This is a genomic window from Flavobacterium sp. (genome assembly GCF_044368995.1).
GTDB lineage: Bacteria > Bacteroidota > Bacteroidia > Flavobacteriales > Flavobacteriaceae > Flavobacterium.
In genome coordinates this window covers 1-26354 of sequence record NZ_JBIPMS010000015.1, presented here as the reverse complement: position 1 = coordinate 26354, position 26354 = coordinate 1, and the positions used below count along the sequence as shown (strand labels likewise).

Sequence of the window (26354 nt, the reverse complement as noted above, 5' to 3'; positions counted from 1 at the left end):
ATTTCGCGTGAAGCGATATTATCAAACGGAATTGTAGCTGAAGAAGATTATTTAGTCTTAGAAAAATACACAAGAGATTTATACCAAAGAGGAACAGAAATTGCCGCTTCTAAAGGTTTAATTTTAGTAGATACAAAATACGAATTCGGAAAAACAAAAGAAGGAAAAATTGTTTTAATTGACGAAATTCATACTCCAGATTCTTCTCGTTATTTTTATGCAGAAGGTTATCAAGAAAGACAAAATAATAACGAAGAACAAAAACAATTGTCTAAAGAATTTGTTCGTCGTTGGTTAATTGAAAACGGATTTCAAGGTAAAGAAGGACAACAAATTCCGGAAATGAATGCTGCATATATTGCCACCGTTTCTGACAGATATATTGAATTGTTTGAAAATATTTTAGGCGAAAAATTCGTAAAAGAAGATATTTCAAATATCGAAGAACGCATTTTTAATAACGTGCAAGCGTATTTAGCGAAATAAAAACAATTATTTGTCAATCTGAACTTGTTTCAGATTCTAAAATTTTAATAAACCTGACAGGTTTCAAAAACCTGTCAGGTTTTATTGTTTTATTCCATAATCAAATGTTTCACTACAGTTTCAGCAGCGTACAACCCAAAAAGTCCTGGCATCCAACTATTTGTTCCGTAAAAGGATCGTTTATAATTTGAGCCGTCTGTCATTTTTAAACTGCTTTCATCCTGAATTTCAGATGAAAAAACCACTTTCAATTTATCAATTTTCACTTCTTTTAGGCGTTTCCGAATCGTTTTTGCTAAAAAACAGTTTTCTGTTTTTGTAATGTCTGTCACTTTTACTTTAGAAACATCCATTTTTCCGCCAGCACCCATTGATGATATAATTTTAACCCGTTTTCGTTTGGCAGCAATAATTAAATTTAATTTTGGTGTGATGCTATCTATACAATCTAAAACATAATCGAATTCTGGTGTTACAATCTCTAAAGCACGTTCTGGCGATAAAAATTCTTCTATACAAGTCAATTGTAATTCTGGATTGATGTCCATTAATCTATTCGCAACAACCGTAACTTTAGGTTGGCCAATGGTGCTGTGTAAAGCCGGTAATTGTCTGTTAATATTTGTAATATCTACGGTATCACCATCTACAATTGTTAGTTTTCCCACGCCAGCGCGAACTAAAAACTCGGCAGCAAAAGAACCCACGCCACCTAAGCCAACAACTAATACGTTTGAGTTTTTTAATTTATTTAAGCCTTCTTCTTTAAATAATAAAGCAGCTCTTTCTTGCCATTTTGCCATAATTTATTGCTTTTTTGTAAAAATAGATTGGTAATTGTTCCAAACTATTTCTTTCATATCTTCCACAGAAATATTTTTAGATTTTGCTGCAAAAGTATAAACTTCTTCCAAACTTTCCGATATTGTATCGGTTTCTAAGAAAATTTTATCGGTGGGAACATACTTAAAAACCGACTCCATTTCTGGATTTCGAAGCAAATATTTTCCAAAAGACAAATAAAAATCTTGATTTAAAAGTTGTTTTGCCAAAGGAATATTTTTTGAAAACCCATGAATGATAAAAGGCGATTGAAGATTACTATTTTTTTTACAAGAAATGATTTCATCAAATGCCGCAACACAATGTAAAATTACAGGTTTTGCCACTTCATTTAATAGTGATAATTGCGATTCGAAAACGTCAATTTGTACTTCAATTTTCTTTTCGATTCTTTTATCTAATCCACATTCTCCTAAAGCAAGACATTCAATTAACTGAAGTTTATTTTTAATATAATTTAAATCTTCACTAACGCGTTCATCAATAATATGCCAAGGATGTATTCCGATGGAATAGTGCGGAATATCGGCTGTAAATTCATTTGGATATTGGTTTACAATTTCTAAAACTGCATCAGAATTGGTATAAGAATGTGTATGTAAGTTAACAAATTGCATAAAATTGTTTTCACAAAAATAACATATTTTAACAAGTTATTTGTCTAAATTTGTAACAGATATTTTATTATGATTCAAAAAGCATTCCGCCAATACATTTCTAATTTTCAAGGTTTTTCTCGAGAAATTTGGATTCTAACACTCGTTACATTTATCAATAGGGCAGGCACAATGGTTTTGCCATTTTTATCTAAATATTTACATGAAGATTTGCATTTTTCTTATTCTCAAGTAGGGACTATAATGGTGTTTTTTGGCTTAGGTTCTTTATTAGGTTCTTGGTTAGGCGGAAAATTATCAGACGCTATTGGTTTTTATAAAATAATGATATTTAGCTTGTTAGTGAGCGGATTGATGTTTTTCGGATTACAATTTGTTACCTCTTTTTACGGATTATGTATCAGTATGTTTTTAATCATGTCTGTTTCAGATATGTTTCGTCCCGCTATGTTTGTGTCTTTGGGTGCTTATGCAAAACCAGAAAATAGGACCAGAGCTTTAACTTTAGTCCGATTGGCAATTAATCTTGGATTTGCAGCCGGACCAGCTTTAGGCGGATTAATTATTATGAGTATTGGCTACAAAGGCTTGTTTTGGGTAGACGGATTAACCTGTATCATTGCCATTTTAATTTTCTGGATCAAAGTAAAAGAAAAGAAAAAATCTACCTATTTAGATAAAGAACAGCCCGGTGAGGTATTAGTAAAGTCGGTCTTTAAGGATAAAATTTATTGGTTGTTTTTAACTACATCTTTAATTGTAGGAATTATGTTTTTCCAATTATTTACTACCATTCCTATTTATCACAGAGAACAATTTGGTTTAACCGAATTACAAACAGGTTTGTTATTAACCTTAAATGGAGTTTTGGTATTCTTTCTAGAAATGCCAATTGTAAATTATATCGAAAAGCATAAAATGGACAAATTAAAAGTCATTATTTTAGGTTGTTTTTTAATGAGTATCAGTTTATTTTTAATGTTAGTTAATACTTGGGCTGGTATTTTATTAATTATGATGCTCTTTATGACGTTTTCAGAAATGTTTAATTTTCCATTTTCTAATGCATTTGCAATTAGTAGGGCTCCAAAACACCAACAAGGTCGCTACATGGCTATTTTTACAATGAGTTATAGTTTGGCACATATAATAAGCGCTAAAGCGGGTATGTTTATTATTGATAATTATGGTTACCAAGCCAATTGGTTTTTCATGGGAACGCTTGGTATTATTGGTGCTTTAATTGGTATTTATGTTTTTCGTTTGGTAGAAAAGGAAAAAAATGTTAAATCTAGTTAATTAACAAAATTTTAAAATTTCGTTTTTATAAAATTCCTATTTTTGACTTTTAAATTAAAATTTTACAATTATGAATATTAAAATGGTATTTCAAGGATTAGTATTGGCAAGTGCAATTACTTTTTTGCCAACTATAACTTTTGCACAAAACAATCGTTTCAATCAATTATCACAACCCAAAAACAACAGTTTCGAGTTGCGAATTGATAACGCCATGACGGATGCGCAATTGAAACAAGATGAAACAGATGCTAAGAAATTCAATTTTGAAGTTTCGTTTTCAGGTGTAAAACGAAACGACAAAAAACAAATTACAGCGATTAAAATCGCTTACAAAGACCAAGATGGAAATTCTGGAAATTATAATGTAAGCGGGGAAACGCCAATTAAGCCCATTTCAATTACCAAACAATTTGATGGCACTGGAAAAGGCTTAATTAATATAGAATCTGGTGCTTCACAAAATGATATTTTCGCAAATGGTTTTGACATGAAAGGATTTGAAGGCATGTTTAATAACGATTTGTTTATGAATTTAGACAATAATGTTATTAGAGGTTTTGTTGACGGCAACTCAATTGATTTAGACAAGTTTAAGGAATTGCAAAATGAATTTCAAACCGATTCATTAGGTGGGAATTTCAAATCATTTACATTTAAAGATGGTGAAATTATTGGCGACAATCCAGATATGCAATTAGAAGAAGAAAAAATTGATGAAAACGGTACGGTAACGAAAAAGTATTCTGATGGAAAAGGAAGCACCATGATTTTTTCAGAAAGAAATTTTTCTTCAAATGCCGAAAATAATAATGATTTGGAAAAGTTTAAAAAAGAAAATAAAATTCAAATTCAAAAAAACTTGAATTTAAAAGAGGATTCCACCAAATCAGATCTAGAAAAATTAAAACAAGAATTAGAAAAAACCAAAACCGATTTAGAAAAACTAAAAACAGATTTACAGAAGGATAAAGGGAAAAGTAGAAAGTAGAAAGTAGAAAGTTGCAAAGTGACATAGTTTCAAAGTGGCATAGTTACATAGTTACAAAGTCGCATAGTTACAAAGTTGCATAGTTATAAAGTTTAAAGTAAAAACCAGAATTTTCAATTGAAAATTCTGGTTTTTTTTAATCGTAAATCCCAAATCGTAAATCGTAAATTACCTAAATTCTTTCTTAATTCGAGCAATATCTCGCTTAGTATCGTTTTCTTTCATGGTTTCCCGCTTGTCGTAATTTTTCTTACCGCGGCACAACGCGATTTCTACTTTGGCAAATCCTTTTTCATTTGTATATAATTTCAACGGTACAATTGTTAATCCCTTGTTGTCCGAATCTTTATCTAGTTTTTTAAGTTCTTTTTTGTTTAGTAAAAGTTTGCGTTCACTTTTTGCTTTATGGTTGTAATGCGTTCCAAATGCATATTCTTCAATTGTGGCATTAATTAAAAACAATTCGGTTTGTTCGTTAAACTCACAAAAACTTTCTGCGATAGAAGCTTTTCCTAAACGAATCGATTTAATTTCTGTTCCAGTCAATACAATACCTGCGTCGTATTTGTCTATAATTTCATAGTCAAATCTCGCTCGTTTATTTAATATGTTTATGATTTTTTGCATAGCCACGCAAAATTAAGGTTTATTTTTTAAAGAAAACGGTATATTTTTTATGATTTTAACTGTTAAGTGGCATTAAATTAAAATTATGATATAGAAAGAACAAAGAATTGGAATGTTTTTTTAGTAATTTTGACAAAAATTAAAATAATGTTTAAAGTTTTAGCAAAAATTAATAAAGCAATTTTACCGAGCTATTCCAAGCAACGTCTTGATTTGTCGAAAGCTACAAAACTGCAAAAAGCAATAATTGCTTGGCGCTATTATGTAACGATTCACGCTTTAGAAAAAAAATAAAAATATTATAATTAAATTTAGAATTTAATACTATATTTGCACTCACAAAAATTGGCCTTGTGGCGCAACTGAATAGCGCACTTGATTACGGCTCAAGAGGTTTCTGGTTTGAATCCAGACAAGGTCACAAAATAAAAACGCAACTACTTAATTGATAAGTAGTTGTTTTTTTTTAACAGTTATTTAATAAGGATTTATTTTACCGCTATAGCTGAAATTTCAACATTTACATTTTTTGGTAAACCAGCTACCTGAACGGTTTCTCTTGCAGGCGCAGTTGCTTCATTAAAATAAGCGCCATATACAGTATTTATTTTTGAAAAGTTATTCATGTCGCTAATAAAAATTGACACTTTAATTACGTTTTCAAAATTCATTTCAGCAGCTTCCAAAACGGCTTTTAAATTTTCCATTACTTGTTTGGTTTCGGATTCTATATTTTCTAAAACCAATTCGTTAGTTAATGGATTAATAGCAATTTGACCTGAAGTATATAACATGTTTCCAACCAAAACGGCTTGATTATACGCCCCAATTGGTGCTGGTGCTTTATCCGTAAATACAATTTTTTTCATTTTTTAACTTTTTACTTCATACTTTTTCCTTAAAAATCTTATCTCAACCTAGGATCTGGTAAATTTCTTTTATCCCATTTAATATCACTAAGCATAGAAGATTTTATTCCAATAAAGAAATTCCAATAGGAATATACTCCAATTGGAACAATGCTAAAACTCATGCGCCAACTTTCTAAATCTCTTTCAAATCGAAGTTGTGTGAATGAAATTCCTTTTTGTGCAAAATCATATCCCGATGAAAATCCCATTTTCCATTTTACAGCCATATCAATATTTCCTGAAACCATTACAGAATTTGTAGTTATTTCACGTTGACTTACATTATTACTATAGGTTAAAGAATAAGCAATTTGCAAATCCCAAGGAAATTTGTAATTATATAGTTCTGTTTGTTGTTTTATAGCATCATCTTTTTTAAATAAACTTTCATCTTGGTTACTTAAATCCGTAGCCGAACCAAATAAATCATCTTTACGACCACCATTTTGAACCGTTTGTTTAGATTCTTTTTTTCCACCAAATTCATTACTACTCAAAGAATAATTTAGAGTAATGTTTGAACTCGTCATTCTAACTAAACCATTTCCATTGTTGATACTAAATTCATTTATTCTTTCAAAATTAGCATCTAAATCATAGGGATCAAATCGGGCGCCAAAATTGACGCCTAATTTATTATCAAACAATGTAGTTCCTCCAATAAAGCTAATAGGTTCTAATTTAAATTCTTCAGCAGTTAAATTATAACTTGTAGAAAAGTTAAACTGATTTAATAAGGATACTTTTTTTGTAGCTCCCTTTTTACTTGCCGCGTCTAAGACTTTTGCTTCCAAAGAGTTAGAAATTCCAAAACCAATTGAATTGGCAACTCCTAATCCAGGCGCACCTAATAATGTGTTTTCAAATCTACTGTAGCTTATATAATTTCCTAAATTGTCTTGATATTGGTCATAATATTGTTCAAAACTTGGGGTGTAACCATAAGAAATACTTGGTCGGATTAAATGTCTAAGCGCTTGAATTTTGTTGGTTTCTTTAAACGTATAAGTTCCATAAATAGTAGTTCCAATACTTGTAGAAAAATTATAGGTCCGATAAGAATCAAAACCATTTTTCCTTACTATTTCTTCCTTATTAGTGTTGGTATTAAACGTTTTTTCATTGGTATTAAAAACCCAATTTTCTGCAAATGCAGTACCTGCTGAAACACTAAAATATTTGAAAATTTTAAAGTTTGTCGTAATAGGAATTGTATGCGCGATTCCTGCCAATGCAGTATCAAACATTTGAGATTTAAATAAAAATTCTTCTTTGGTAGAAATTCTATTATCACCTCTTATTCCGTATTGAAAATTAATATTTTGAAAAATTCCTTTTTTTATTCCATCTTGTTTGGCAAAAGGAAAAATTCTGTCTACACTAGCATTAAATGATGGTAAAGTTAAATTTACGATTTCAGTATTTGTGTTTTGATTGTGTGTTACGGCTATAGCAAAATTTACTAAGGGCACAATTGGCAATGTTTTAGAATAACTAATGGAAGAGCTTAATGTGTTATTTAAATTGGATCCTACATTTACTAAATTTATAGATTGACGAAAATATTTACTACTTCCAAAATTTACAGAAGATGAAAACCTAGAATTTGCAGAAGCTTTTGCATCTTGGCTGTGCGACCATTGAATATTATACTGGTTGGTTCTGGCATATCCTGGAAAGCCTTTTTCACCCAACACCTGATTTTCATACCTTACTTGTATGTTTCCGCTAAATTTGTATTTCTTGGCATAGGATGTTTCGGAACGAAGAGCATAACTACCGTTGGTATAATAATCTCCCAAAAGTGCCAAATCATAATAATCACTTAATGCAAAATAATAGCCGCCATTTTGTAAAAAATAACCCCGGTCATTATTTTGTCCAGGTGTAGGCATAATTACTCCAGAGGTGTTTTTATTAGTCATTGGAAAAAATGAAAAAGGGACGCCAATAGGAGTAGGCACATTAGCAATGTACATATGAGTTAAACCGGTTACAAATTTCTTTTTTGGAACCAATTTAGCTTTATAAGCTAAAAAATAAAATTCTGGATTTTCAATATTTTCTGAAGTTGTAAACCGTGCTTTTTTAAAAAAGATAACAGAGTCGTTTTCTCTTTTTGAAATTTCAGATTTTAGAAACATTTCGCCTTGTTTACTTCTTGTATTCCAAATTTGTGCTTTTCCTGTTTTTGTATTAAATCGAATAGAATCCGGTTCAATAATGTTTTCACCTTGTTTGAAATATGGAAATTGAGAATACACGCCAGCACTATCTTTTAATCTTCCGGCATACACTTCGTTTTTTTCGTAATCTAAAACAATAATACCGGATTTTAGTATGAAATCTTGGTAATGAAGTTCTGCTTCGTTATAAAGTGTTAGCCTTTTTTTTCTTTGGTCCAGCTTTTCATAATCTTTCGCTTTACGATTTACTATGCCTTCTAATAGAGGTTTTTTTGTAGTATCTTTTTTAACAGTAGTTTTGGTTGCAACTAATTCATTTACATTCAGTTTCACGCTATCTTTTCGAGAAGTGTTTTGACTGTAAGTTTCTAAATTACTAACAATTAGAAAAAAAAATAAAAAAACGATATGATTAATCTTTGTACTCAAATCTATAAATACTATTTTTGTAAAAAATGGTTCGGTTTTTGAAGGCTCAAACTTACGTATATTTTTTGTTAAAATTTATTATTTAATAAAATTATAACGTATTTGAAACAACTGAAAATAATTAATCACATATGAAAAAAATACTAGTAACTATATTTATCTTTTTATCTGTCTTTTCACTAGCACAAGAAAAGAAATTTAAAGTGGTTTTAGATGCAGGACATGGCGGGAAAGATCCCGGCGCAGCAAAGAACGGTTGCATTGAAAAACTAATTGCTTTGGATGTGGTTTTAAGAATTGGTAAAATCTTAGAATCCTATCCAGATTTTAATATAAAATATACCCGTAAAACAGATGTTTTTATTCCTTTAAGAGATAGAGCTAAAATTGCTAATGATTTTGAAGCAGATTTATTTGTTTCCGTGCATTGTAATTCTTCTGTATCACCAAAACCATATGGCGCAATGACTTTGGTTATGGGACTGTCTCGTGCAGGAATGAATTTTGAAATTGCAAAAGCGGAGAATGCCGTAATTTCTTTAGAAGATAATTTTAAAGAAAAATACGAAGGTTTTGATCCTAATAATCCCAACACACAAATAGGATTACGCATCATGCAAGAGGAAACGTTATTGCAAAGTATAAATTTTGCAAGCGGAGTTCAAAGTTATTTTAAAAATTCATTAGACAGAAAAGATTTAGGCATGCACCAACAACCACTTTGGGTACTAGATGCTACTGTAATGCCAGGTGTACTTATAGAATTAGGTTTTTTAAGTAATTTGGAAGAATCCAAATATATGAAATCAGAGGAAGGAAAATCAAATTATTCTCAAATTATTGCACGTTCAATTATTGAATATAAAAATAATGTTAAAGGAACGAATACACCCCTAAACGTATTACAAATTAAAGAACCAGTAATCGTTGAAGAACCACCTTTTATGGAGACTGTTGTTGACACAATCAAAGTTGATGATTTAGCTCCTGAACCATTTATTCCTAGTGAATTAGTATATAAAGTACAAATTAGTTACAGTACAAAAAAATTAGAATTAACACCGGAAAATTTTAATGGTTTAGCTAATGTAAACAGGATAGAAGTAAATGGAGGTTACAAATATTATTACGGACAAGGAACTTTAGAAGCTTGTAAAAAATTTCTTACAGAAGCCAAGTTAAAAGGATTTAAAACGGCTTTTATTGTCACACCAAATTAACCTTATGAGAAAGTCATTAGTTCTATTATTTTTATGCTTATTTTCTATATTATTTCAAGCACAAACTAAAAAATTCAAAGTTGTTTTAGATGCTGGTCATGGAGGTAAAGATTATGGCGCAACATATCACGGAAATATTGAAAAGAAAATTTCACTTAATATTGTTCTTAAAGTAGGCGAAATTTTAGCTAAAGAATCAAATATAGAAGTAGTTTATACCAGAAAAACTGATGTTTTCATCGAATTAAACGAGCGAGCCAATATTGCTAATAGATCAAAAGGGCATTTATTTGTTTCAATGCATTGTAATGCAAATGACAATCAAGAGGCATCAGGTAATGAAACTTATGTAATGGGAGTTACCCGAAATGCAGCCAATTTAGAAGTAGCTAAAAAGGAAAATGCCGTAGTAACTTTAGAAAGCGATTATAAAATAAAATACGATGGTTTTGATCCAAAATCACCCGAATCAGTTATGGGAATTTCTATCATGCAAGAAGAAAATATTCAGCAAAGTATTGATATTGCAGGAAAAGTACAACAGGCATTTACAAAATTCACAACAAGTAAAAATAGAGGCGTAAAACAAGCTGGATTTTTGGTGTTAAGAAAAATTATTATGCCTCGTGTACTTATTGAAATGGGATTTGTATCCAATAAACCAGAAGGTGCTTTTTTAAATTCTGAAGACGGACAAAATAAACTGGCAGAAGCTATTTCAAAAGCTATTTTTGGGTATAGAGATGATTTTTTTAAAATAGAAACAGCAACATTAGTCAAAAAAGACGAACCTAAAAAAAATATGGTAAAAAAAGAAGAAACTAAAAAAGCTGATACAAAACCAAATTCAGAAAATAAAGCGGCTTTAGAAGGTGTTGTTTTTAAAATTCAAATTTCTGCTAGTGCTAAAAATTTAGAAACGCTTCCTAAAAATTTTAAAGGATTAAGTACTATTTCCGTTGAAAAAGAAAACACCATTTATAAATATTTTTATGGTAATACTTCTTCATATACAAAGGCAAAACAATTGCTAGAAGAAGCAAAAGAAAAAGGATATACTTCGTCTTTTATTGTGCCTTTAAGAAATGGTAAAAAAATTAAATTAAGTGAGGCAATCAAATAAATAATGTTATTTTTGTATCATTAAAACCTATTGTATTTTGAAATTAATTTTTTTAAAAGCAGTAGTTAAAAGTCAAATATCCTTTATGAAATTCACAAAAGAAATTAAAGTCGCCATATTAGTTATTTTATCTATAGTATTGTTTTACTGGGGTTTTGCTTTTTTAAAAGGTAAAAATTTATTTGATACTAGTGCTAAATTATATGCTGTATACGATAATGTAGCTGGTTTGGTTGTTTCTGCACCAGTTACTATAAACGGACTGATTATTGGAAAAGTAAACGCTATTGAAATGTTACCCAACGGTAAAATGAAAGTAGAATTAATAATTACGAATGAAGAAATTAAAATTGCCAAATCTAGTGTGGCTCAAATTATGGATTCTGGCTTAATTGGAGGTCGCGAAATTGCAATCATCAATAACTTTTCAGATACAAATTATACGCAATCTGCCGATACGCTTAAAACATCTAACAAACTAGGGTTAACTGCCGAATTAGCCAATCAAATCGGTCCCGTAAAAGATAAAGTTGAAGTCTTACTAGAAAATGCGAACAAATTAATTGAAAATTTAAACGCTACTTTAGACGCTTCGACACAACAAAAATTAAAAGCTTCAATTGCTTCATTAGAAATAACCTTGTCCGAATTTAGTGAAATTTCTATAAATGCGAATGAAATTTTATCAGAAAACAAATCGAAACTAAATACGACTTTATCTAATTTTGAAAAAACATCTGGTAATTTAAAAACTATGACTACTTCCTTAGAAAAAGCCAATTTAGGCGAAACAGTCAAAAAACTAGAAGCTACTTTAACCAATGTTGACGGAATTTTGGCTAACTTAGAAAAAGGTAAAGGTTCATTAGGTAAATTATTAAATGATGATACCATGTATACCAACCTAACTAAAACCTCTAAAGAATTAGAATTACTTTTGCAAGATTTACGTTTAAATCCTACTCGTTATGTAAATGTGAGTGTTTTTGGAAAGAAAAACAAACCTTATGTAGCACCACTTTCAGAACCAAAAACCGAACAACCTAAAAACTAAATATATGCGTTTTTTACCAAATATTATTTTTGCAACTGTCTTAATCATAGGCGTTGGTTTTTTTGTGAAAAGTGTAAAAAAAATCATACGGAATATAAATTTAGGTCAAAAAGTAAACCGAACTGATAATGCTGTAGCCCGATGGAAAAATATGGCATTGATTGCATTGGGACAAAAAAAAATGTTTACCAGACCAATTCCTGCTATTTTGCATTTTACATTATATGCTGCATTTATTATCACTCAAATTGAATTATTAGAAATTATTGTAGACGGACTTTTCGGAACGCATCGTTTTTTTAAAACAGGTTTGGGCGAATTTTACACGTTTTTAATCAGTTTCATAGAAATCCTAACTGTATTAGCTTTGTTGGGTACTTTGGCTTTTTTATCGAGAAGAAATCTATTAAAGTTACCCCGATTCAATAAAGCAGAAATGTTAGGTTGGCCAACAAAAGACGCCAACTTAATCTTAATTATGGAAATTGTTTTAGTAACATGTATTTTTACTATGAATGGAACAGATGAAGTGTTATATTCATTAGGAAAATCTCATTATGAAGGAATTGGTTCTTTTAATTTTTCTGTATCAAAATATTTAGGACCCGCTTTATTTGGAGGAATGAGTGTAAGCGCCTTACATATTTTAGAAAGAGTAGGATGGTGGGGTCATTTAGTAATGGTTATAGCTTTCTTAAACTATTTATATTTTTCTAAACATTTACACATTTTATTAGCCTTCCCAAACACCTATTTTGCAGATTTAAATGCAAAAGGAAAATTCGACAATTTAGAAAGTGTAACGAATGAAGTCAAATTAATGATGGATCCAAATGCCAATCCGTTTGCTGCATCTGTTAATCCAGATGCTGTCCCAGCAAAATTTGGTGCTTCTGATGTGCAAGATTTAAATTGGGTACAATTATTAAACGCTTATACTTGTACAGAATGTGGTCGTTGTACTTCAGCTTGTCCAGCAAATATTACAGGTAAGAAATTATCGCCACGAAAAATCATGATGGATACACGTGACAGATTAGAAGAAGTTGGAAAAAATATAGACGCCAATAAAGGTATTTTTATTCCAGATAATAAATCGTTATTAAATGATTATATCACTACTGAAGAACTATGGGCGTGTACATCTTGCAACGCATGTGTGGAAGAATGTCCAATCAATATTAGTCCATTATCAATTATTATGGATATGAGACGTTATTTAGTAATGGAACAAAGTGCCGCGCCTATGGAATTAAACGCTGTGATGACAAATATTGAAAATAACGGTGCACCATGGCAATACAACCAACAAGATAGAGTAAACTGGAGAAACGAAGCATAGGAAATTTCAATAATAATATCAATTACAATATCAAATAAAAAAACAACTACTACACCAAAAGCATGAAAAAAGAAGAAATTGACGGGAAATTGCAAGAATTAACAGTAAACGGAGAACATTTAAGTCCTATTTTACCAGAAGGAATAAAAAATTACCTTATAGATATCGATGGAACCGTTTGCGATGATATTCCAAATGAAGAACCTGAAAGAATGGCAACAGCAAACGTATATCCAGATGCGTTAGCAACGTTAAATAAATGGTATGATGAAGGTCATGTTATTTTCTTTTTTACATCTCGTACCGAAGCGCATAGAGCCGTTACTGAAACTTGGTTACAACAACATGGCTTTAAATATCACGGAATGGTAATGGGGAAACCTCGTGGAGGAAATTACCACTGGATTGATAATCATTTAGTAAAAGCTACACGATACAATGGAAAGTTTACAGATTTAATTGATAAAGATGTAACCATTCAAGTTTTTGATGACGAATTAAGTAACTAATTTACTTTGCATAAAAAAATTTATTTAAGAAAATAGCGTAAACTATAAATAGTATGTCAGAAAATTTAGTAGTACCTACAATGGCCGAAATGATGGCACAAGGACAAACTCCGGAAGTTTTGTTTTGGGTAGGTTGTTCGGGTAGTTTTGATGATAGGGCCAAGAAAATAACCAAAGCGTTTGTTAAGATTTTAAACAAAGCCAACGTTCCTTTCGCGGTTTTAGGTACAGAAGAAAGTTGTACTGGCGATCCTGCAAAACGTGCTGGAAACGAATTTTTATTTCAAATGCAAGCCATGATGAATATTGAAGTCATGAATGCGTATGAAGTCAAAAAAATTGTTACCGCTTGTCCTCATTGTTTTAATACTATTAAAAATGAGTATCCAGAATTAGGGGGAAAATACGAAGTAGTTCATCATACAGAGTTTTTGAAATCATTACTAGATTCTGGTAGGCTAACTATTGAGGGCGGACAATTTAAAGGAAAACGAATTACTTTTCACGACCCTTGTTATTTAGGTCGAGCCAATAATATTTACGAAGCGCCAAGAGATTTAATTCAAAAATTAGATGCCGAATTGGTAGAAATGAAACGTTCTCGTGCCAACGGTTTATGTTGTGGTGCTGGTGGTGCACAAATGTTTAAAGAACCAGAAAAAGGGGACAAAGACATCAATATCGAAAGAACAGAAGATGCCTTAGAAACCCAACCAGATATTATAGCTGCTGGTTGCCCATTTTGTAATACGATGTTAACCGACGGAATTAAAAATAAAGAAAAAGAAAGCTCAGTTCAAGTTATGGATATTGCAGAATTAATTGCAAATGCGCAAGATTTATAATTATGTACACACCATTCGAAAATTTACCAGAAGATTCAAAGATTTGGATTTACCAATCGAACAGAAAATTAACTGACGATGAAGTATCTTCTATAATTACAAAATGTCAGGAATTTGTTGAAAACTGGGCTGCTCACGGAACAAGTTTAGAAGCTTCTTATCTTTTAAAATATAACCGATTTATTATTTTTGCAGTCAATCAAGAAGTGCAAAACGCCACTGGTTGTTCTATAGACGCTTCTGTGCATTTTATTCAACAATTGGAACAAGAATTTCAAATTGAATTATTAGACAAAATGAATGTAACCTACAAAATTGGGGAACATATCGCACACAAAACACTTATCGATTTCAAAAAAATGGCAAAGGAAAAAGCCGTAACTTCAAAAACTATTGTTTTCAATAATTTGATAAATACAAAAGGTGAATTTAAAGATTTTTGGGAAGTTCCCGCCGAAGAAAGTTGGCATAGTAGATTTTTCTAAAAAAAATAACTAACTTTGGGAATCATCAGAAAATAGCAATTTTGATGGTTTTTTTATTTATTTACATTTCATGAAAAACTATATATACATCATTTTATTTCTCACCACTTTAGGTTTTTCGCAAAACAAAATTAACGCGCAATCCCAACAAGTTTGGATAGATAGTACATATAATTCACTTTCATTTGAAGAAAAAGTAGGACAATTGTTTATGATTGCAGCTTACTCTAATAAAAATGAGACACATGCGCAAGATTTAGAAAAATTGATTACCAAATATAAAGTTGGTGGATTAATATTTTTTCAAGGTGGTCCAAATAGACAAGCTAAACTAACCAATCGTTTTCAAGCAAAATCGAAAATCCCAATGCTTATTGGTATTGATGCAGAATGGGGTTTAAGTATGCGAATAGATTCTACACATACTTATCCGTGGAACATGACTTTGGGCGCGATTAAAGACAATTCTTTGCTAGAAAGGATGGGTATGCAAATGGCAGATCAATCTAAACGATTGGGCATACATTTTACCTTCGGTCCTGTTGTAGACATCAATACCAATCCCAAAAATCCAATTATCGGAAACCGTTCTTTTGGTGAGACCAAAGAAAATGTGGCTGCGAAAGCAGTGGCTTATATGCGAGGGTTGCAATCTTATGGTGTTTTTGCTACAGCCAAACATTTTCCTGGACATGGTGATACCTCAACAGATTCGCATCATGCTTTGCCAACTGTAGATTTTTCAAGAGATAGAATTGAGGAAGTAGAATTATATCCGTATAAAGAACTTATTAAAAATGGATTGGCTAGTGTGATGGTAGCGCATTTAAATGTGCCAAGTATCGAACCGCGCGAAAATTATCCGTCTTCATTATCTGAAAAAGTGGTGACTGATATTTTAAAAAACCAACTAAAATTTGAAGGATTAATTTTTACAGATGCCCTAAATATGAAAGGTGCCAGTAATTTTAAACAACCTGGTGATATAGATTTAGCTGCTTTTTTAGCGGGTAATGATGTATTGTTATTTGCTGAAAATGTTCCTGTAGCCATTGAAAAATTCAAACAAGCTTTTAAAGATAGTTTGTTTACAGAAGAACGTTTGGCACATTCTGTAAAGAAAATATTGAAATACAAATACAAAGCAGGATTAAATAATTATTGCCCCATAGAATTCGAAAATTTATATGCTGATTTAAATAAAAAAGAATACAAAGCATTAAATTTAGAAATGTATGAAAGTGCTGTTACGGTTTTAAAAAATGAAGACGATATTATTCCAATCAAACGACTTGATAAAGAAAAAATAGCCTTTGTAAAAATTGGTGATGGTGATGCCACAACTTATATAGAAAAACTTAAAGAATACGCACAAATTGATGTGATTACGACTAAAAATTTAGATTCGCTTTTAGTTGAAATAGACGGTTATTCTAAAGTTATAGTTGGGTATCACAAACCAGAAGGTATTTGGAAGAAAAACGAAATGACGTTTAACGAAATCAATTGGATTGATAAAATTTCTAAGCATAGTAAAACCATCGTTACGTTTTTTACCAAACCATATTCGTTATTAAGAATTCCAACTTTTCAAGAAACGGAAGGTCTAATTGAAGCGTATCAAAATAATGCATTTTCTCAAATTGTAGCCGCAGAAATTTTATTTGGCGCCAAAGAAGCCAAAGGTGTTTTACCTGTTTCTATAAAGAAAAACTTTTGTGAATCGGATGGATTGAAAACCAAGAACCTTAATCGGTTAGGTTTTGCTTATCCAGAACAAGTGAATATGAATTCAGAAATGTTGGCAAAAATTGATGAAATTGCTACTAATGCGATTAAATATAAAGTCACGCCTGGCATGCAAATTTTAGTAGCAAGAAAAGGAAAAGTTATTTATAAAAAAGCGTTTGGTTCGCCTACTTATGATACTCTTCAGCAAGTAAAAAACACCGATTTGTATGATTTGGCTTCGCTTACCAAAGTACTAAGTACGCTTCCAAACTTAATGAAAGATTATGAAAAAGGAAATTTTTCATTCAACAGCACTTTAGCGCAATTACTTCCTGTTTTTAAAAATTCTAACAAAGCGGATATTACTGTTTTAGATATGTTGACGCACCAAGCTAAATTACCAGCTTGGTCGCCTTTTTATGTTAAAACTTTAGATTCTTTAAAAAAACCTAGTCAAAAATATTATAGTACTACAACATCTGAAAATTTCCCAATTAAGGTGGCATCAAATTTATATTTGCGAAATGATTACAGTGATTCTATTATGAATATCATAAAAGAAGCACCTTTATTACCTTCTAAACAATATAAATACAGCGATTATGCTTTTATATTATTTAAAGAATATTTAGAAAGATTTCATAATAAAAGTTTGAATAAACTCTCGGATGATAACTTTTATAAGATATTGGGAGCAAATTATACAACTTACAATCCATTAGATAAATTCGAGTTATCAACCATTATGCCTTCAGAAATTGATACGTATTTTAGATATGATACCATTCAAGGTTATGTTCATGATATGGCTGCTGCCATGCAAGGCGGAATTGGTGGTCATGCAGGATTGTTTTCTAATTCGTTAGATGTAGCTAAAATTATGCAAATGTATTTGCAAAAAGGCTCTTATGGTGGCTATACCTATTTTTCAAAAGATACGTTTGATGCATTTAATACTTGCTATTTTTGTAATACAGGAAATAGGCGAGGTGCCGGTTTTGATAAACCTCAAATAAGTGGCGAGGGTCCTACTTGTGGTTGTACTACAAAATCTAGTTTCGGTCATACGGGTTTTACAGGCACTATGGTTTGGGCAGATCCTGAAAAAGACTTAATTTATATTTTCTTGTCAAATAGGAGTTACCCTGATGGGAATATTAATAAACTGTCAAAATTGAATATCAGAGAGAATATTCAAAAAATTATTTACGAATCTTTAACTGATTAATTATGACTTCAGCTGCAAAAACTGTGGAAGAATATATGAATAATCTTCCTGAAGATAGAAAAAAGGCAATTGAATTGTTACGAAATACTATGCTTAAAAACGTACCAAAAGGATTTGAAGAGGGAATGAATTATGGAATGATTGGGTATTATGTACCGCATACTATTTATCCAAAAGGTTATCATTGTAAGCCTGCTGATCCATTACCTTTTATCACATTTGCTTCTCAAAAGAATAGTGTTAATTTTTACCATATGGGAATGTATGCTAACAAAGATCTTTACGATTGGTTTGTGGCTGAATATCCCAAACACAGCACTAGAAAATTAGACATGGGTAAAAGTTGTATTCGATTTAATAAATTCGACGAAATTCCGTTTGAATTATTAGGTGAATTGGTTACAAAAATTTCTGTTCAAGATTGGATTAACACTTATGAAGCGGCTTTTGTTAACAGAAAATAATATTAAAATTAATGCCAAAATACACAAAATTGGATTTGGTGTTTCAATAAAATAAATAAATGAAAATAGCAATGGTTTGTTATCCTACTTTTGGTGGGAGTGGCGTAGTAGCAACTGAGTTAGGCTTAGAACTGGCTAAAAAAGGACATGAAATTCATTTCATCACCTATAAACAGCCTGTGCGTTTGTCGTTATTAAATCCGAATATTTATTTCCATGAAGTAAATGTACCTAACTATCCATTATTTCATTACCAGCCATATGAATTGGCTTTGTCTAGTAAATTAGTAGATATGGTAAAATTGTATAAAATTGATGTGTTACACGTACATTATGCCATTCCTCACGCCTATGCAGGTTATATGGCGAAAAAGATGTTAGCTGAAGAAGGTATTTTACTTCCGATGATCACTACGCTTCATGGTACCGATATCACGTTGGTTGGAAATCATCCGTTTTATAAAAGTGCGGTGACTTTCAGTATTAATAAATCCGACTTTGTAACCAGTGTTTCTAATAGTTTAAGAGAAGCTACTTTTCGTTTGTTTGATATTAATAAAGAAATTCACGTGATTCCAAATTTTATTGAGATTGAAGAAACGCTTTTAGAAAACAAATCCATTTGTCAGCGTTCTGTTTTGGCAGCTTCAAATGAAAAAATAATTACACATATATCTAATTTTAGAAAAGTAAAAAACATTCCTGATGTGGTAAAGGTTTTCTACAATATTCAGAAAGAAATTCCATCTAAATTAATGATGGTAGGCGAAGGTCCCGAGAAGATAATCGCTGAAAAATTATGTGAAGATTTAGGTATTTCAGATAAAGTAATTTTCTTTGGAAACAGTAATGACATTAATCAAATTTTAAAGTATTCCGATTTATTTTTATTGCCTTCAGAAACCGAAAGTTTTGGATTGGCGGCATTAGAAGCTATGGCATTTAGTGTGCCAGTAATATCTAGTAATTCTGGAGGAATTCCTGAAGTAAATGAAGAAGGTGTTTCGGGTTATTTAAGTCCGGTTGGAGATGTAGAAAGTATGAGTAGAAATGCGATTTCCATATTAAAATCGGAAGACACATTACTTCAGTTTAAAAATGCAGCTTTTGAAGTAGCCAAAAAATTCGATATCAAAAATATTCTTCCTTTGTATGAAGAGTTGTATTATAAAGCTATTAATTTAGAATTTTAATTATGAAAATGTTTAATAATATGGTGTCACTTATTGGTGTTTGTTTGCTGTTTTTGTCTTGTAAACCCGTTCAGCAAGTTGTTGTGAAAGAAAAAGACCATTATGAAGTAGTATATAAAAGTCAAATAGGTGGTAAGAAAGAAAAATCTAATTTGATAATTAAAAATTATGAAGAATTTAATGCGTTAATCACCGTTCTAAATGTTGAAGAAGAATCTTTTGGAAAGTTGTTGGCTATTGATTTAGAAAAGCACGATCTTGTAGCTTGTTTTTTAGGTGAAAAAACCACAGGTGGTTATGATATTGATGTAGCAAACGTGATTTTTACAGAAACTACCGCACAAATTGTCTTAAAAGAAATTGGTCCCGAAAAATATGATCTAGTAACAGACGCATTTACATCGCCTTATCTTTTTGTATTGGTGCCTAAAAATAAAAAGATTTTAGTTAATTAACATTATACGTGTCTAAAAATTCTTCTTGTACTTGTGAGTTTGTCACTGGCAGTCCAATTTGAGTTGCTATTGTAGCATTTAAGTTAAAATCGGTATTTGTTTTGGTATAAACAATTCCAATGTTTTTAGAAAGATATTGTGTTGAAACTACAACATCTTGTTGGGGTAATATGTTTATCGTTATAGGAAATCCAGCAATAGTTTGCGTTGAAGTTATTTTTAAACTTACCGCTATTTTAGTAGATTTTACATTTGGATATACATCATTATTAGGCGAAGTATAAGATGGAAAATTTTCACCCCCTATAGATCTTAACCGGTATTCAATAGTAATAGGTAAGCTACTAATAGTTTGCTGAAATGTACCGGTTTTTTCACTTAAAATTTCACCATTTGTGGCACTTTCTTTAAAAATAATAAAATCGGTAACACTTAAATCTACACCAGAAGGAAGCGTTATGCCTTGTAATACACTTAAGTTTCCAGTTAAAAGTAATTTTCCAGCTTCTTTTCTTACGTTGTTGTTATTTAATGAAGAGCAATAAAAACCAGTTGCGATATTGTTTCTGTTTTTAAATTTCTTGTAGGTGTGTGTACCCACTGTTTCGTCTCCAAAAACATATAAGGAATCTCTCGTATTTGTAGCTCCTACAACATCATACGTCCAGTAGTTGCCAGTATTTAAAGGTAGGGCATTTGTAAAAGAAGTGATGTTGTTAGTGTTGTCTGTGTTTTCACCAATAGTATCTTCAAGGCCTTCAATCGCACAAGAAACCAAACTTAAACTTAAGATTGCAAATAATATTTTTTTCATTTTATTAATTTTTTGCTAATATAAAAAAAACATTCGATATTTTTGTGTCTATTAATAATTGCTAAATTTTTTTTAATGGCAAATTCTATAGGAACACGTTTTACATTAACAACCTTTGGCGAATCGCACGGCTTTGCTTATGGCGGAATTATAGATGGCTGTCCTTCTAATATAGCAATTGATTTGCAATTTGTTCAATCGGAATTGGATAGAAGAAAGCCAGGGCAATCTAAACTGGTTTCTCAGCGAAAAGAAAGCGATACCGTACAATTTTTGTCTGGTATTTTTGAAGGAAAAACTACAGGAACGTCTATTGGATTTATGATTCAAAATGAAAACCAAAAGTCGCAAGATTATGTTCATTTAAAAGAAACATTCAGACCAAGTCATGCGGATTATACCTACGATAAAAAATACGGCATTAGAGATTATAGGGGCGGCGGCAGAAGTTCGGCACGAGAAACGGTGAATTGGGTAGTGGCTGGAGCTATTGCCAAACAAATTATCCCTCAGATTAAAATTACGGCTTTTGTTTCATCAGTTGGAACTATTTATATAGACAAACCTTACCAAGATTTAGATTTTACTAAAATTGAATCGAATCCTATTCGATGTCCTGATACAGCCACAGCAGCTAAAATGGAAGACTACATTACCGAAATAAAAAAGCAAGGTGATACCATTGGTGGAACCATTACATGTGTGATACAAAATGTACCAATTGGTTTGGGTGAACCCGTTTTTGATAAATTACAAGCCCAACTAGGAAAAGCCATGTTGTCTATAAACGCCGTAAAAGGGTTTGAATATGGCGCAGGATTTTGTGCTGCTGAAATGAAAGGTAGTGCACACAACGATTTATTTAACGAAGATGGTAGTACTAAAACCAATTTATCAGGTGGCATACAAGGTGGCATTAGTAATGGTATGGATATTTATTTTCGTGTGGCTTTTAAACCTGTTGCCACACTATTACAACAACAAGAAGTCTTAACCCAAGACGGTCAACTGATAGATCAACAAGGCAAAGGACGACATGATGCTTGTGTAGTACCTAGAGCAGTGCCTATAGTAGAAGCATTGGCTGCTATAGTATTGGCTGATTTTAAATTATTGCATCATTCGTCTTAAATTTTTATCTAAAAGAAACGATATTTATTTTTTATCTAACATTCATATTTTTTTTTATGAATATCAAAAAAAATTATTAATTTTATAAAAATTATTAAATAAAAAAAAATGAAATTATTTATTCTAAAATGGTATCCAGTAATATTAGCATTTATTTGTATGTTATATTCTATTTCATTAGGACTGTTAGGTAGAGAACAAGAAGCGCTATATTCCGCGCATTGGCCAGGTACGATATTATTGTTTGCATTAGTAATCCGACAAAGACGATCATCATGAGTATAGGTTTTTTTATTATAGGTGGTATAATTTTTTTAGTTTATGTTTTTTTAACCATGTGGAATATTTTTTATTCTGGCAAAAAACAAAGAGAAGAAAATTATCCCAATCTGAATGATGAGAAGAATAATAAAAAAAAATAGTTTTATTTTATCTTTCACATCGCTATTTCGAACTTTAAATTCTTAAAACAAAGTAAATAAAAAAACTACAACCCTTTAAAGTTGTAGTTTTTTTTTGTAAATTCAAGTTTTTATCATGATCATATGTAATATAGATTCCTAAGCGGTATAATTTGAAATGCATAATTGTCAGGTCATCAAATTGTTTTGTTTTGTAGTCGATATGTATTACATTTGAATTTTATTAAATTAGCGGTTCATTAACTCGAACCAATAAATTAAATTACTAGTTTGGTTTTTTAATTACATAAAAAATATAACTATCTGTGCGCAAAATATTCAAACAATTTTCTAAAATTGAATTATCACTTTTTATCACTATTTTGGTTATTTACATAAATAATCTTTTTATTGATATTATGAAAATAGATGCTGCTCAATACGCTTCAATTGCGTTTGAAATGCTAACGAATAAATCGTATTTACAAGTCACAGATATGCAAGCAGATTATCTAGACAAACCCCCACTTTTATTTTGGATTTCCAGTGCCAGTATGGGGTTATTTGGCGTTTGTAATTTTGCATACAAAATAGGAACATTTTTAATGTTACTAATATCTTTATTGGCTATTTTTAAACTATCTGTTCGTTACTACAATCAGGAAATTGCTAAAAGCGCAACGTTAATTTTCGCAACTTGTCAGGCTTTTTTTCAAATGACAAACGACGTAAGAACAGACGGATTATTAACTTCTAGCGTCATAATATCCATTTGGTTATTGGTAGAATACTTTTTTACCAATAAAATTAAATATTTACTATTTGGTGCTGTATTCACAGCATTTGCTATGATGTCAAAAGGACCAATTGGTATAATAGCTGTTTTAATACCCATCGGTTTACAGCTACTTTATAAGAAAGATTGGAAACAAATTTTTAATATAAATTGGATAGTTTTTTTAATGGTTGTTGCTTTGTTATTGCTTCCTATGTCTTATGGTTTATATCATCAATTTGATTTGCATCCAGATAAAATTATTAATGGAAAACAAAATCAAAGCGGCTTGTATTTTTATTATTGGTTGCAAAGTTTTGGTCGTATTACTGGTGAGAATATTTGGGACAACGGTTTGCCTTGGCATTTTTTTATTGGATCTATAAGTTGGGATTTTTTCCCTTGGATACTGGTTTTATATGCAGGTTTATTTCTTAAAGTAAAAAATATCATACTTAAAAAAACCGAAAATATACCTGAAATTATTACACTTAGTGGATTTTTAGTATTATTTATATTGTTATCCTTATCCAAGTACAAATTACCACATTACATTTTTGTTACATTACCATTTGCTAGTATTATTTGTGCTAGTTATTTTGATAAAATTACTACTATTCAATTCAAAGTTTGGAATAAAATTTATCTTGTATTTGGTTGTTTGGTATTAGTTATTTTATGCGTATATCCATTATTGTTTTTTAAAGAATTAAATTTTGTTATTCTTTTTTTAATAATTTTGCAACTGTTTTTACTGTATTTTAGAAATACAATAAAAATGCATGGAACATTAAAATTAATAAGTTATGTTATTGTTTTGAATATATTCTTAAGTTTTATTTTTTATCCAAAATTACTATCGTTTCAAGCCGATTCTATGGCAGGAAAATGGTTAACAAATAATAATGCAACTTCTTCTGTTTATTTAATAGGTGAAAAATCTCACGCTTTTAATTTTTATACAAAAAACACAAAAAATCAAACCATTAGTATAGATGAAGTTGATAATGTTAAAAAGTCAAGTTGGTTTTATATAAGTGAAGAAAAACTTCAATTGCTTTCGCAAAAATATGAAATTGTAAAAAAAATAAAATTCTCAGACTATCCAATAACTAGATTAAAGTTATCTTTTTTATTAGAAGAGAAGCGTCCAGAAACCTTAAACTATTATTATTTAATTCAATTAAAAAAAAGAATATAATTGTGAAAAAATTATCCATAATTATTCCTGCATATAATGAAGGAAAAACCATCCATTTGATTTTAGATAAAATCAAACAAGTAAATTTATTACAAGAAATTGAAAAAGAAATTATTATCGTAAACGATTATTCTAGTGACAATACCGAAGAAGCGATTTATAAGTATATAGAACAAAATCCTGACATTAGTATTCAATATTTCAAGCATAGTTATAATCAAGGGAAAGGTGCGGCGCTACATACAGGAATAAAAGAAGCAACTGGCGACATTACCATTATTCAAGATGCAGATTTAGAATATGATCCAAATGAGTACAATTTATTATTACAACCCATTATTGATGGCTTTGCAGATGTGGTTTACGGATCCAGATTTATGGGAGGCAATCCACATAGAATACTGTTTTTTTGGCATACCCTTGGAAATAAATTTTTAACTACACTTTCTAATATCTTCACGAATTTGAACTTAACGGATATGGAAACGTGTTACAAAATGTTTCGTACAGAAAGTATTCAAAAATTAGTGCTAAAAGAAAAAAGATTTGGATTTGAACCAGAAATAACTGCTAAAATATCAAGAATCCCGAAAATCAGAATTTATGAAGTGGGCATATCCTATTATGGAAGAACCTATGAAGAAGGAAAAAAAATTGGCTGGAAAGATGGATTTAGAGCGCTATATTGTATAGTTAAATATGGACTTTTAAAGTTTTAATATATTTCTAAAAAAAAAAACAGATTCAAGTAATTGAATCTGTTTTTTTTGTGGGCAATGAGGGGTTCGAACCCCCGACCCCCTCGGTGTAAACGAGGTGCTCTGAACCAGCTGAGCTAATTGCCCTATTTTAATACACTTTCGTAATAGGATCGCAAATATACACTCAAATTTTTCAAAAACAAGTAAAAATAAATATTAATTAAATTGAATATCCTCTAAAATTACTTTATTTGTTTCGTTAATTATTGTAAGGGTAACTTTTCTATTTTCAGATAATTGAGATTCAATGATGTATTTTTTTCCGTTTTTGTATGGGATGTTACTTTTTGAAAAATCTACATCACCGTTAGAAATTGCTAAATCTATGGCTTTCAAATTGGTTATTTTTTTAGCAAAAATACTATCTACTTCCGCTGAAGTTTTAAAAGGTTTGCTTCTTATGTCTTTTATAACCCTGCAATTTGGAAAATAACAAAAAGTTACACCTCTTGAAGTTGCTTTTGCAGATAAAAATTCCCCCACAAAATAAAAACCAATTAATAAACCGAATAAATAAAAAGCTAATCTGTATCGTAAAGACATTATACTAAATTTTAATACTGCAAAGATAGCACTATAAATAGGATTGTCAAAAAAACTATTTTTTCTTATTTTGTTTAAAAAGATATCGCATTAAATAAAATATTTTCACAAATTATTATTCTAACAAAATTCTTTTGAAATGTTATTTTTGTTACTTTTGAAGAAATTTTTCATTCCAAACATATCATGATTTTTGATAAACAAAACATAACCAACGAAACACTACTTCAATTATATAAAAAATTAGTAAAACCGAGATTAATCGAGGAAAAAATGCTGATTTTATTGCGACAAGGAAAAGTATCCAAATGGTTTTCAGGTATCGGACAAGAAGCCATTTCTATTGGAATTACGTGTGCTTTAGATGCTGACGAATACATTTTGCCTATGCATAGAAACTTAGGTGTTTTTACTTCTCGTGATATTCCTTTGCATCGATTATTTTCGCAATGGCAAGGAAAAAAAACGGGTTTTACAAAAGGTAGAGACAGAAGTTTTCATTTCGGCACACAAGAATATAAAATTATTGGAATGATTTCCCATTTGGGTCCGCAATTAGGTGTGGCTGACGGAATTGCTTTAGCCAATAAGTTAAAACAAAATGGTAAAGTAACCGCCGTATTTACTGGTGAAGGCGCTACTTCAGAAGGTGATTTTCATGAAGCACTAAATATTGCCGCAGTTTGGGAT

26 protein-coding genes and 2 tRNA genes are annotated in these 26354 nt (G+C 30.6%); 20 read left to right on the top strand and 8 right to left on the bottom strand.

Annotation, left to right across the window (positions count from 1 at the left end; all coding sequences use genetic code 11):
• Positions 1-486 (top strand): phosphoribosylaminoimidazolesuccinocarboxamide synthase (locus ACIQ2I_RS02510; RefSeq protein ID WP_396180859.1); only part of this gene is annotated, 486 nt, incomplete at its 5' end.
• Between the two features lie 89 nt (positions 487-575).
• Here ACIQ2I_RS02510 and ACIQ2I_RS02505 read toward each other — a convergent pair.
• Both ACIQ2I_RS02505 and ACIQ2I_RS02500 read right to left on the bottom strand, forming a co-directional pair.
• The gene (locus tag ACIQ2I_RS02505) at positions 576-1289 is read right to left on the bottom strand and encodes a ThiF family adenylyltransferase (RefSeq protein WP_396180858.1); all 714 of its coding nucleotides are present in this window, start codon (positions 1287-1289) and stop codon (positions 576-578) included.
• Positions 1290-1292: 3 nt separating this feature from the next.
• Positions 1293-1973, bottom strand: a complete 681-nt coding sequence (locus ACIQ2I_RS02500; RefSeq protein WP_396180861.1) for a TatD family hydrolase — start codon at positions 1971-1973, stop codon at positions 1293-1295.
• A gap of 42 nt (positions 1974-2015) precedes the next feature.
• On the opposite strand from ACIQ2I_RS02500, the gene ACIQ2I_RS02495 reads away from it, so the two are divergent.
• Positions 2016-3245 (top strand): MDR family MFS transporter, encoded by a 1230-nt coding sequence (locus ACIQ2I_RS02495; protein WP_396180857.1) that lies wholly within the window; start codon positions 2016-2018, stop codon positions 3243-3245.
• Between the two features lie 70 nt (positions 3246-3315).
• Entirely contained in the window at positions 3316-4236 is a 921-nt protein-coding gene (locus ACIQ2I_RS02490) for a hypothetical protein (RefSeq protein WP_396180856.1), read from the top strand.
• Positions 4237-4404: 168 nt separating this feature from the next.
• On the opposite strand, the gene smpB is transcribed toward ACIQ2I_RS02490, so the two are convergent.
• On the bottom strand, positions 4405-4863 hold the full coding sequence (gene smpB, locus ACIQ2I_RS02485; RefSeq protein ID WP_166126420.1) for an SsrA-binding protein SmpB: 459 nt from the start codon (positions 4861-4863) through the stop codon (positions 4405-4407).
• 147 nt (positions 4864-5010) lie between these two features.
• Between smpB and ACIQ2I_RS02480 the strand changes: the two genes are divergently transcribed.
• Both ACIQ2I_RS02480 and ACIQ2I_RS02475 read left to right on the top strand, forming a co-directional pair.
• Positions 5011-5157, top strand: coding sequence for an SsrA-binding protein (locus ACIQ2I_RS02480; RefSeq protein ID WP_396180855.1), 147 nt, complete (start codon positions 5011-5013; stop codon positions 5155-5157).
• Between the two features lie 53 nt (positions 5158-5210).
• Positions 5211-5284: transfer RNA gene (locus tag ACIQ2I_RS02475), tRNA-Arg, on the top strand.
• Positions 5285-5351: 67 nt separating this feature from the next.
• On the opposite strand, the gene ACIQ2I_RS02470 is transcribed toward ACIQ2I_RS02475, so the two are convergent.
• Both ACIQ2I_RS02470 and ACIQ2I_RS02465 read right to left on the bottom strand, forming a co-directional pair.
• Entirely contained in the window at positions 5352-5732 is a 381-nt protein-coding gene (locus tag ACIQ2I_RS02470) for a RidA family protein (protein ID WP_396180854.1), read from the bottom strand.
• 38 nt (positions 5733-5770) lie between these two features.
• Positions 5771-8293 carry a putative LPS assembly protein LptD gene (locus tag ACIQ2I_RS02465; RefSeq protein ID WP_396180853.1) on the bottom strand — a complete coding sequence of 841 codons (2523 nt, stop codon included), beginning with the start codon at positions 8291-8293 and terminating at the stop codon, positions 5771-5773.
• 227 nt (positions 8294-8520) lie between these two features.
• Here ACIQ2I_RS02465 and ACIQ2I_RS02460 point away from each other — a divergent pair, with 227 nt between their 5' ends.
• From ACIQ2I_RS02460 to ACIQ2I_RS02410, 11 genes are all read left to right on the top strand, one after another.
• Positions 8521-9609, top strand: a complete 1089-nt coding sequence (locus ACIQ2I_RS02460; protein WP_396180852.1) for an N-acetylmuramoyl-L-alanine amidase — start codon at positions 8521-8523, stop codon at positions 9607-9609.
• A 4-nt stretch (positions 9610-9613) separates the two neighbouring features.
• Positions 9614-10732 carry an N-acetylmuramoyl-L-alanine amidase gene (locus ACIQ2I_RS02455; protein WP_396180851.1) on the top strand — a complete coding sequence of 373 codons (1119 nt, stop codon included), beginning with the start codon at positions 9614-9616 and terminating at the stop codon, positions 10730-10732.
• Between the two features lie 85 nt (positions 10733-10817).
• Positions 10818-11786: an MlaD family protein gene (locus ACIQ2I_RS02450; protein WP_396180850.1), complete on the top strand. Its 969-nt coding sequence runs from the start codon at positions 10818-10820 to the stop codon at positions 11784-11786.
• A gap of 4 nt (positions 11787-11790) precedes the next feature.
• Complete coding sequence (locus ACIQ2I_RS02445) at positions 11791-13128, top strand: 4Fe-4S dicluster domain-containing protein (RefSeq protein WP_396180849.1); 1338 nt, start codon at positions 11791-11793, stop codon at positions 13126-13128.
• A 62-nt stretch (positions 13129-13190) separates the two neighbouring features.
• On the top strand, positions 13191-13637 hold the full coding sequence (locus ACIQ2I_RS02440) for a phosphoheptose isomerase (protein ID WP_396180848.1): 447 nt from the start codon (positions 13191-13193) through the stop codon (positions 13635-13637).
• Positions 13638-13690: 53 nt separating this feature from the next.
• On the top strand, positions 13691-14482 hold the full coding sequence (locus tag ACIQ2I_RS02435; RefSeq protein ID WP_396180847.1) for a (Fe-S)-binding protein: 792 nt from the start codon (positions 13691-13693) through the stop codon (positions 14480-14482).
• A 2-nt stretch (positions 14483-14484) separates the two neighbouring features.
• Complete coding sequence (locus tag ACIQ2I_RS02430; protein WP_396180846.1) at positions 14485-14967, top strand: ABC transporter ATPase; 483 nt, start codon at positions 14485-14487, stop codon at positions 14965-14967.
• Between the two features lie 70 nt (positions 14968-15037).
• The gene (locus tag ACIQ2I_RS02425; protein ID WP_396180845.1) at positions 15038-17926 is read left to right on the top strand and encodes a glycoside hydrolase family 3 N-terminal domain-containing protein; all 2889 of its coding nucleotides are present in this window, start codon (positions 15038-15040) and stop codon (positions 17924-17926) included.
• Between the two features lie 2 nt (positions 17927-17928).
• Complete coding sequence (locus ACIQ2I_RS02420; RefSeq protein WP_396180844.1) at positions 17929-18390, top strand: DUF1801 domain-containing protein; 462 nt, start codon at positions 17929-17931, stop codon at positions 18388-18390.
• A 59-nt stretch (positions 18391-18449) separates the two neighbouring features.
• Complete coding sequence (gene bshA, locus ACIQ2I_RS02415; protein ID WP_396180843.1) at positions 18450-19583, top strand: N-acetyl-alpha-D-glucosaminyl L-malate synthase BshA; 1134 nt, start codon at positions 18450-18452, stop codon at positions 19581-19583.
• Positions 19584-19585: 2 nt separating this feature from the next.
• The gene (locus ACIQ2I_RS02410; RefSeq protein WP_396180842.1) at positions 19586-20038 is read left to right on the top strand and encodes a protease complex subunit PrcB family protein; all 453 of its coding nucleotides are present in this window, start codon (positions 19586-19588) and stop codon (positions 20036-20038) included.
• Here ACIQ2I_RS02410 and ACIQ2I_RS02405 read toward each other — a convergent pair.
• Positions 20031-20852: a hypothetical protein gene (locus ACIQ2I_RS02405; protein ID WP_396180841.1), complete on the bottom strand. Its 822-nt coding sequence runs from the start codon at positions 20850-20852 to the stop codon at positions 20031-20033. The two genes, ACIQ2I_RS02410 and ACIQ2I_RS02405, sit on opposite strands and share 8 nt — an antisense overlap.
• 75 nt (positions 20853-20927) lie before the next feature.
• On the opposite strand from ACIQ2I_RS02405, the gene aroC reads away from it, so the two are divergent.
• The 3 genes from aroC (at position 20928) to ACIQ2I_RS02390 (ending at position 25079) form a co-directional block, all read left to right on the top strand.
• The gene (aroC, locus tag ACIQ2I_RS02400; protein WP_396180840.1) at positions 20928-21983 is read left to right on the top strand and encodes a chorismate synthase; all 1056 of its coding nucleotides are present in this window, start codon (positions 20928-20930) and stop codon (positions 21981-21983) included.
• A gap of 727 nt (positions 21984-22710) precedes the next feature.
• On the top strand, positions 22711-24360 hold the full coding sequence (locus ACIQ2I_RS02395) for an ArnT family glycosyltransferase (protein ID WP_396180839.1): 1650 nt from the start codon (positions 22711-22713) through the stop codon (positions 24358-24360).
• Positions 24360-25079 (top strand): glycosyltransferase family 2 protein, encoded by a 720-nt coding sequence (locus ACIQ2I_RS02390; RefSeq protein WP_396180860.1) that lies wholly within the window; start codon positions 24360-24362, stop codon positions 25077-25079. Before ACIQ2I_RS02395 ends, ACIQ2I_RS02390 begins: the two co-directional genes overlap by 1 nt.
• Positions 25080-25130: 51 nt before the next feature.
• On the opposite strand, the gene ACIQ2I_RS02385 is transcribed toward ACIQ2I_RS02390, so the two are convergent.
• Together ACIQ2I_RS02385 and ACIQ2I_RS02380 are read right to left on the bottom strand one after the other, a co-directional pair.
• A tRNA-Val gene (locus tag ACIQ2I_RS02385) sits at positions 25131-25205 on the bottom strand.
• A gap of 72 nt (positions 25206-25277) precedes the next feature.
• On the bottom strand, positions 25278-25664 hold the full coding sequence (locus ACIQ2I_RS02380) for a DUF4258 domain-containing protein (RefSeq protein ID WP_396180838.1): 387 nt from the start codon (positions 25662-25664) through the stop codon (positions 25278-25280).
• A gap of 186 nt (positions 25665-25850) precedes the next feature.
• Between ACIQ2I_RS02380 and ACIQ2I_RS02375 the strand changes: the two genes are divergently transcribed.
• The coding region (locus ACIQ2I_RS02375) for a thiamine pyrophosphate-dependent dehydrogenase E1 component subunit alpha (protein WP_396180837.1) at positions 25851-26354 on the top strand (504 nt) is incomplete at its 3' end.

Coding starts and splice junctions, on each gene's coding strand:
- ACIQ2I_RS02505 (WP_396180858.1), bottom strand. CDS start 1,289: ATGGCAAAATGGCAAGAAAGAGCTGCTTTATTATTTAAAGAAGAAGGC.
- ACIQ2I_RS02495 (WP_396180857.1), top strand. CDS start 2,016: ATGATTCAAAAAGCATTCCGCCAATACATTTCTAATTTTCAAGGTTTT.
- ACIQ2I_RS02490 (WP_396180856.1), top strand. CDS start 3,316: ATGAATATTAAAATGGTATTTCAAGGATTAGTATTGGCAAGTGCAATT.
- smpB (WP_166126420.1), bottom strand. CDS start 4,863: ATGCAAAAAATCATAAACATATTAAATAAACGAGCGAGATTTGACTAT.
- ACIQ2I_RS02480 (WP_396180855.1), top strand. CDS start 5,011: ATGTTTAAAGTTTTAGCAAAAATTAATAAAGCAATTTTACCGAGCTAT.
- ACIQ2I_RS02470 (WP_396180854.1), bottom strand. CDS start 5,732: ATGAAAAAAATTGTATTTACGGATAAAGCACCAGCACCAATTGGGGCG.
- ACIQ2I_RS02460 (WP_396180852.1), top strand. CDS start 8,521: ATGAAAAAAATACTAGTAACTATATTTATCTTTTTATCTGTCTTTTCA.
- ACIQ2I_RS02455 (WP_396180851.1), top strand. CDS start 9,614: ATGAGAAAGTCATTAGTTCTATTATTTTTATGCTTATTTTCTATATTA.
- ACIQ2I_RS02450 (WP_396180850.1), top strand. CDS start 10,818: ATGAAATTCACAAAAGAAATTAAAGTCGCCATATTAGTTATTTTATCT.
- ACIQ2I_RS02445 (WP_396180849.1), top strand. CDS start 11,791: ATGCGTTTTTTACCAAATATTATTTTTGCAACTGTCTTAATCATAGGC.
- ACIQ2I_RS02440 (WP_396180848.1), top strand. CDS start 13,191: ATGAAAAAAGAAGAAATTGACGGGAAATTGCAAGAATTAACAGTAAAC.
- ACIQ2I_RS02435 (WP_396180847.1), top strand. CDS start 13,691: ATGTCAGAAAATTTAGTAGTACCTACAATGGCCGAAATGATGGCACAA.
- ACIQ2I_RS02430 (WP_396180846.1), top strand. CDS start 14,485: ATGTACACACCATTCGAAAATTTACCAGAAGATTCAAAGATTTGGATT.
- ACIQ2I_RS02425 (WP_396180845.1), top strand. CDS start 15,038: ATGAAAAACTATATATACATCATTTTATTTCTCACCACTTTAGGTTTT.
- ACIQ2I_RS02420 (WP_396180844.1), top strand. CDS start 17,929: ATGACTTCAGCTGCAAAAACTGTGGAAGAATATATGAATAATCTTCCT.
- bshA (WP_396180843.1), top strand. CDS start 18,450: ATGAAAATAGCAATGGTTTGTTATCCTACTTTTGGTGGGAGTGGCGTA.
- ACIQ2I_RS02410 (WP_396180842.1), top strand. CDS start 19,586: ATGAAAATGTTTAATAATATGGTGTCACTTATTGGTGTTTGTTTGCTG.
- ACIQ2I_RS02405 (WP_396180841.1), bottom strand. CDS start 20,852: ATGAAAAAAATATTATTTGCAATCTTAAGTTTAAGTTTGGTTTCTTGT.
- aroC (WP_396180840.1), top strand. CDS start 20,928: ATGGCAAATTCTATAGGAACACGTTTTACATTAACAACCTTTGGCGAA.
- ACIQ2I_RS02380 (WP_396180838.1), bottom strand. CDS start 25,664: ATGTCTTTACGATACAGATTAGCTTTTTATTTATTCGGTTTATTAATT.